Annotated in this window: 1 pseudogene; it reads left to right on the top strand. The window is 51.4% G+C overall.

Features of this window, described 5'->3' with window-relative positions:
• Nucleotides 1–245 (top strand): annotated as a pseudogene (locus PL9631_RS26455) (hypothetical protein); the annotation flags it as partial.

Genomic DNA, 245 nt, shown 5'->3' with positions numbered 1-245 from the left:
ATGTCCGGTGTGGGACAAATTATGTCCGGCGCGGGTATCGGTCAAATCATGTCCGGTGTCGGGATGTCCGGTGCGGGTCTAGGTTACACCACTTCCGGTATTGGTTATACCACTTCGGGTGTCGGAATGTCCGGTGCAGGATTAGGTTATACCCAATCTGGTATTGGCTATACTCAATCGGGTGTGGGTTATACGGAGTCTGGTGCGGGATTAGGTTACACCCAATCTGGTATTGGCTATACTCA

The organism is Planktothrix paucivesiculata PCC 9631 (genome assembly GCF_900009265.2).
Taxonomy (GTDB): domain Bacteria; phylum Cyanobacteriota; class Cyanobacteriia; order Cyanobacteriales; family Microcoleaceae; genus Planktothrix; species Planktothrix paucivesiculata.
The sequence above is the reverse complement of the archived record's forward strand: the minus strand, read 5'-3'. Positions and strand labels throughout refer to the sequence as shown.